Source organism: Micromonospora sp. NPDC051296 (assembly GCF_040682255.1).
In the GTDB taxonomy this organism is placed as follows: Bacteria; Actinomycetota; Actinomycetes; order Mycobacteriales; family Micromonosporaceae; genus Micromonospora; species Micromonospora craterilacus.
Genome location: NZ_JBFBAO010000406.1, coordinates 1 through 5,821 on the forward strand (window position 1 = coordinate 1; position 5,821 = coordinate 5,821).

Below are 5,821 nucleotides of genomic sequence, written 5' to 3' on the forward strand. Positions count from 1 at the left end.
GGGTCAGGCTGCCGCCAGCTTCACCAGGTTGCTGCGACAACCCGGCGGTGGGTCCTCTCACCCCACCCGGTCACACAGCGCCTCATGGCGCACCAGGCTGGTTTGGATGGCGTTGTAGGCGACCAGGGCGACCAGGCCGGCAGCCACGCCCGCGCCGCGCCCCATGCCGTGCGCGGCGATGCCGTAGTAGGCCGCCGGATGCCCGACCTGCCGGGCCATCGCGGTGTAGCCCACCGCGAGCAGCGCCACCGCCCCCGCCACCAGCAGGAACGTCAACGGCAGGGCCACCACCCGGGTGGTCGCGTAGGTGGCGGGGATGCCGCCGGCGAGGACCACCAGCGGGGCCGAGGCGGCGGCCCCGAACACCCACAACCCGAACGGGGTGAGCGTCCTGCGGGCCAGCGCCACCGGTACGTGCGCGGAGCTGGTCAGGGTCGGCATGAGGTGTCCTCCTGGCGTTGAATGGGTCGGTGTACCGGGGTGCGGTGCACGCGGAGCCGGCGGGGCATGACGCCGCCGTCGCGGTCGTCGTCGGGCACGGTCCGCCACAGCCGCCACAGCACCGGACCACCGCCGTCGAGCCGGATCGGCGTTCGCGGCGCGTAGCCGAGCCGCGCGAGCAGGCCGTCCCGGGGCCGGTCGGTGACGACATCGGCGTACGACGGCAGCCCGTGCGGGTCCAGCAGCCGGTGCTGGGCGGCCAGCAGCTCGCCTGCGGCGCGCTCGTCACCGGCGAGCTGGATGAGCTGGTGATGCGGCGTGTGCGGGTGCACCGCGTCGGCGTACGAGTGCAGCAGGGCGAACCGGTCCGCGTCCGGGCCGAGCGCCCGGTGCAGCCCGAACGGCAGCGCCGCCGGCGGCGAAGGTGGACCGAGCCGGGGGTACCAGACCGCCACGGCGGCGCGGTCGTCGGTGGTGTCGACCTGACCGTGCGCCAACCCGTGCGCCAGCACGAACCGGGCGTACGCGGCCAGCACCGCCCGGCGGCGGGCCGTCTCCGGTACCAGCCACGCCGACACCCGTCCCGCCGCCAGTTCGGCGGCGAGGAGCACGGTCAACGCGGGCAGATCGTCGCCGGTGGCCCGGCGGGCCGTGCCCTCGACAAGTCGCACGTCACGCCTCCGCCGACCGGTCGCCGGTGCACCGTTCGCGCTGCGGCGCGGGCTGGCGGGGCGACGGTTGCCCCCACCGGGCCGAGTCCAGTGCACGTTGGAAGCTGACCGGCAGGTGCAGGTCCCCGGCGGCGACCCCGGTGGCGGGCAGCCGCACCCGGGCCGCCTCGATCAGCGCCGGCGGCCCGCAGACGAAGAACGCCTGCCCCGGCCGGTGGTGGTAGCGGGCCACCGTGAGCAGGTCACCCTGCGCGGCCGGGTCCACCGCCGGGTCGTCGGAGAACGTCGGCACGATGGTGAGCCAGCCCCGATGGGCGTCCTGAAGCTTGTCGAGCGCCACCGCGTCGTAAAGGTCGAACAGGGTGCGCGCCCCCACCACCAGGGTGACCCGCCGTCCGCCGGGGGCCGCGGCGACCTCCTCGACCATCGCCCGCAGCGGCGCCAGCCCCGTGCCACCGGCCGCGAGCAGCAGATCGGCACCACCGGACGCCGCCAGCGACAGCCCCACATCGGCCGGCGGCCCGAGCCACAGCGTCTCGCCCGGCGTCACCTCCGAGACCAGCAGCGGCGACACCACACCCCGCGCGACAGCGCGGACGTGGAATTCCAGCCTCCCGTCCGGCCGAGGCGCGTTCGCCGGGGAGTACCACCGCCACACGCCGGGCAACCGGGGCGTACCCACCGGCACCGCCTGCCCCGGCCGGAACCGCAGCCGCCGCACCGGCCGGACCGTCACCACCGCGACCCCGGCAACCGGCTCGGTATGCGACTCGACCTCACCGACCATGACCTGCGGCCCGTCGCCGACCACTCCCGCCGCCCGCTCCACCACCCGCAAAGCGCGCCGACAACCCCGCTCCCAGGGCCCCGCCAACGACGGATCCCACGCCGCACCCGCGAACCGGCTCACCGTGTCCACCAACGCGGCACTGATCGCGGTGTCGTGATACGGCTGGAGCCCGAACCGCTGGTACATCCGCCCCAGCACCGCCAGCGCCGCCCGCCGCCCCGCCGGATCGTCCCGACCCGCGATCAGCTGCCCGAGCGTCGTGAAGAACATCGCCGCGTACCGGTGCGGCAGAAACCGCACCGAGCGGTCCTCCATGAACGACCAGAAATGATCGCTGGCCCGCTCATGCACCCAACGAACAGCCACCCACGACAACCCCGAGTCAGCCATCACGTCGGCCTCCGGACAACGACCACGGTTGTCTCCCCTTCTCGACAGAGCTGTTCGTGCGGCATTTCAGGAACCCGGATGATTCTGAGTAGTCGTGTTCTCGTCCCCGATGTGCTGATGCACGTGCCGAGATCCACCCTTCGCTGTATGTCGGCGTCAGAACACCCAAGTGGACGGTGAATCGCTGAGCCCAAATTTCCTCGTCCGGCGGGCAATTTCTCGTCGCAGTGGAGTCGTGGCGGGAGCACGTTCCATCGGCGCGGTTACGGCCCAAATCTCCCTACGCTGCGGGGAATGTTGGGAAACAGCAGGAACGTATGGTGATGGGCATGACCGACGTGATGTACGCCCGGGTGAACGCCGACACTGCCGCCGGCCTGATGGACAGGCTGTGTGAGGTCTACGCCGACGCCTACGGCGAAGTGCCCGGCGAGGACGCCAACGTCAAGACCGATGCCTTTCGGGACCGGGCTACCGGTGCGCTGCCTGCCCGCAACTACGAGTTGGTGATCGCTCGGGCGGGTGACGAGCTGGTCGGCTTCGTCTTCGGCTACAGCTTGCCGCAGGAGCGGGATTGGTTCGCTGGACTCGACCCGGCTCCCGAGCCGGGCTTCACCGACGAACGCGGTGGCGAGCGAACGGTCGTGCTGGCCGAGATCGAGGTACGGAAGGCGTGGCAGGGCAGGGGAGTCGGGCGAGGGCTGCACGATGAGTTCTTGAGGAGCCGCCGCGAGGAGCGGGCCACACTGTCGGCCAACCCGGCGGCGACCGCCACCCACGCGCTCTACCAGCGGTGGGGTTGGCAGCGGGTCGGCACCGTGCCGGGACGGCCGGGGGCCTACTACCGCGAGTACGTCAAGTTCGTCCGCCCGCTGCGCTAGCCGGCGGGCTGCGATCGGTAGGCGGCGATCGCCTGGTCAAGCTCCCGCACGGCACGAGTGCGCCGCCATGGGTCGAGTCCGCTCCGCAGCTGCCGTACCCGCTGCTCGATACGGCGTGAGGAGTTGACCGAGGTCAGCTCCACCACCTCGGTGATGGTCTGGCAGGCCAATCCGAGGTTCTGCTGGCGGGCGAACGCCTCGGCGCGATAAAGCAACCGGAACGAACGGTTGTGTAGGTTGCCTTTGTCGGTGAGGCCCAGCGCCTTGTCGGTCGCGGCGAGAACCGTGTCTGCCTGACTGAACTTCAGTGCGTTCTGGGCGCTGGTGCTCCAGTAGAACGACTCGTCGTAGAAGTACCACCACGACTGGCGAGGACCATCGTCAGCCGCCGCCGCTTGAAGGGCGGCGTACTCGCGGTCGAGGAACTCCTGCGACCGTGCGGCCTGTCCGTCGGCGGTCAACGCGCGCACGGCAACATCGGCGGCGTAGGCGCGGGCGTAGGGGCTGCCGCTCTGCTCGGCCCAGGAAGCGGCGGCAACCGCATGGTCGATGCCCACCCGAGGCTTACCCTGCCAGGTCGCCAAATGACTCATCGTGCACAGGACGTAGGTCACCAACTCGACGGCCCGAGCCTCGTGTGCGGCGGCCCGCGCATCGTCGTACAGCCGCTGAGCGGCGCTGTAGTTGCCCATGTTGAAACACAGCCACCCGGCCAACTGGGTCAGCTCGGCGTACGCCGCCACCGCCCGGTCACGCGGTGCACCAGGCGGAGCAACCCTCGCCTGCTGCTCGGCGATCCGCCGATAGGCCAGCGCGCTCGGCAACGTCGAACCCGCCCCAAGCACGTCCCCCTGCTTCCGCAGGTGGGGCATCATCGCCTCACAATGCGCCAGCGTCGCCGGATCGAACCTGCTGACCTCTGGCACCGACGCGGCGCTTGCGTGCTCAGCCGCGCCCGGCAGCTCGGCCAGCGGCGCTGCGGCGGCAACCGCCAACGCAGCCGCCAGCTTGCCCAGCATGTCCCTACGGGCCCTGGAGTGCGGCATCCGTTGCATCCACATGACAATGACCTGCGCCAGCTTCCCGAAGTCGATCTCCTCGGGCCGGTGGAACAGGCCGGTGGCGTCCGCTGTTGGCGGAACACTCGCCTCGATGCCGGGGTGCCGACCGAGCAGATCGTGAAGCAGGGTCTCTGCCTCACCTGGCACGATGATTCCACTCGTGACGCCGCCGGTCGAGTCCGAGGAAACCGCCACGGACGTCCGGGCAGCGGAATCAAGGTGACGGAAATCCGGCAGGTCGGCCAGCAGGTCAGCGACGCTGCATTCGTAGATCTCGGCCAGACGGGACAGATTATCGTGTGACGGCGAGTGGCCACTCCTGCCCGGCCAGATCTCCCAATAGGAGAAATTCTTGAAGGTCTTGGGCTCGTGGGGCCAGCGCCGATTCCACTCCTCGGCCGCCTGCGCCTGGCTCCATCCCCGCACCGCCCGCAACGCCACCCGGGGATTGAGCCGGAACCTCGTCCGGAAGATCTCGGCCGCCTCAACCCAGGTCTTCCCCGCCGACCGCAACTCGGCAGCCAGCGCCGCCTGCTGCTGACGCAGGCTCTCTGACCTTCCCTCGGACACCCCACCATCTCCGATTCAGCCGTACCCATCGACGCCTATGGCCCGACGTTACGCACTCGACCTTCCGCAGGGAACTTCCCCACGACACGGGGAAATCGCGTTCGCTTCACCGCATGCGTGGGGAGCAGCCTCCGGGATGTCGCGGCGTGAGGTTGGTCAAGGGATCACCCCCGCGTGCGCGGGGAGCAGAACCTGGCCGAGGTCGCCCGGCCCACCCGCACGGGATCACCCCCGCGTGCGCGGGGAGCAGAACCTGGCCGAGGTCGCCCGGCCCACCCGCACGGGATCACCCCGGCATGCGCGGGGAGCAGACGCCTGCCTCTTGCAGAATCGACACCCACTCGGGATCACCCCCGCATGCGCGGGGAGCAGCCAGGAGTCAACAACCTCCGGCCGCACGCCCAGGGATCACCCCCGCAGTGCGCGGGGAGCAGAATTCGTGGGGTCCGTCATGCCCTTCCGTTTTGGGATCACCCCCGCATGCGCGGGGAGCAGATGGACGACATCGACATCGGGATGAAGATGGTCGGATCATCCCCGCATGCGCGGGGAGCAGCCGTCGTTGCCCTGCTCCCACAGCTGCACCGCCGGATCATCCCCGCATGCGCGGGGAGCAGACCTGGCCGTTTCGGAACGTCTCCGGCGTGTCGGGATCACCCCCGCATGCGCGGGGAGCAGGCCGGCCACCGGCCGCGCCGTAACGACTTCAAGGGATCACCCCCGCATGCGCGGGGAGCAGGGAACACACGCCCGGGCGGAAGACCGACCCGAGGGATCACCCCCGCATGCGCGGGGAGCAGCCGAGGTTGTCGGTCGCGTACTCGGCGACGACCGGATCACCCCCGCATGCGCGGGGAGCAGGCGGCCGTTCCGGTGGTCCGCGACGGTGGCCGGGGATCACCCCCGCATGCGCGGGGAGCAGTGTCGACGACGCGCTGAGACTGACCCTCTAGCGGCGGATTGGGACTGACCCCTCCGAGGCTGGAGGGGTGATCGCATTGGAAGACTGGGCTGAGA

The 5,821-nt window shown here is 70.7% G+C and carries 4 protein-coding genes, 1 pseudogene and 1 CRISPR repeat array; of the genes and pseudogenes, 1 reads left to right on the plus strand and 4 read right to left on the minus strand.

All coding sequences use genetic code 11. The features are described from left to right. Positions 1-93: 93 nt before the first annotated feature. From AB0M52_RS29295 to AB0M52_RS29305, 3 genes and pseudogenes are all read right to left on the minus strand, one after another. Positions 94-441, minus strand: a pseudogene (locus AB0M52_RS29295) (APC family permease); the annotation flags it as partial. Further along, positions 429-1,112 (minus strand): N-acetyltransferase, encoded by a 684-nt coding sequence (locus AB0M52_RS29300; protein ID WP_363960413.1) that lies wholly within the window; start codon positions 1,110-1,112, stop codon positions 429-431. The pseudogene AB0M52_RS29295 and the gene AB0M52_RS29300, both read right to left, overlap by 13 nt. A gap of 1 nt (position 1,113) precedes the next feature. Beyond that, positions 1,114-2,202 carry an FAD-binding oxidoreductase gene (locus AB0M52_RS29305; RefSeq protein ID WP_363960415.1) on the minus strand — a complete coding sequence of 363 codons (1,089 nt, stop codon included), beginning with the start codon at positions 2,200-2,202 and terminating at the stop codon, positions 1,114-1,116. A 419-nt stretch (positions 2,203-2,621) separates the two neighbouring features. Between AB0M52_RS29305 and AB0M52_RS29310 the strand changes: the two genes are divergently transcribed. After that, positions 2,622-3,173, plus strand: coding sequence for a GNAT family N-acetyltransferase (locus AB0M52_RS29310; RefSeq protein WP_363960418.1), 552 nt, complete (start codon positions 2,622-2,624; stop codon positions 3,171-3,173). Here AB0M52_RS29310 and AB0M52_RS29315 read toward each other — a convergent pair. Continuing rightward, positions 3,170-4,804, minus strand: a complete 1,635-nt coding sequence (locus AB0M52_RS29315; RefSeq protein ID WP_363960421.1) for a hypothetical protein — start codon at positions 4,802-4,804, stop codon at positions 3,170-3,172. The genes AB0M52_RS29310 and AB0M52_RS29315 overlap by 4 nt on opposite strands. 160 nt (positions 4,805-4,964) lie before the next feature. Continuing rightward, positions 4,965-5,726: a CRISPR direct-repeat array (repeat unit 28 nt; unit sequence GGATCACCCCCGCATGCGCGGGGAGCAG). Positions 5,727-5,821 lie beyond the last annotated feature (95 nt).

What these genes read in the sequence shown, in the direction of transcription:
- AB0M52_RS29310 (WP_363960418.1), top strand. Translation starts at nt 2,622, where the DNA reads ATGACCGACGTGATGTACGCCCGGGTGAACGCCGACACTGCCGCCGGC.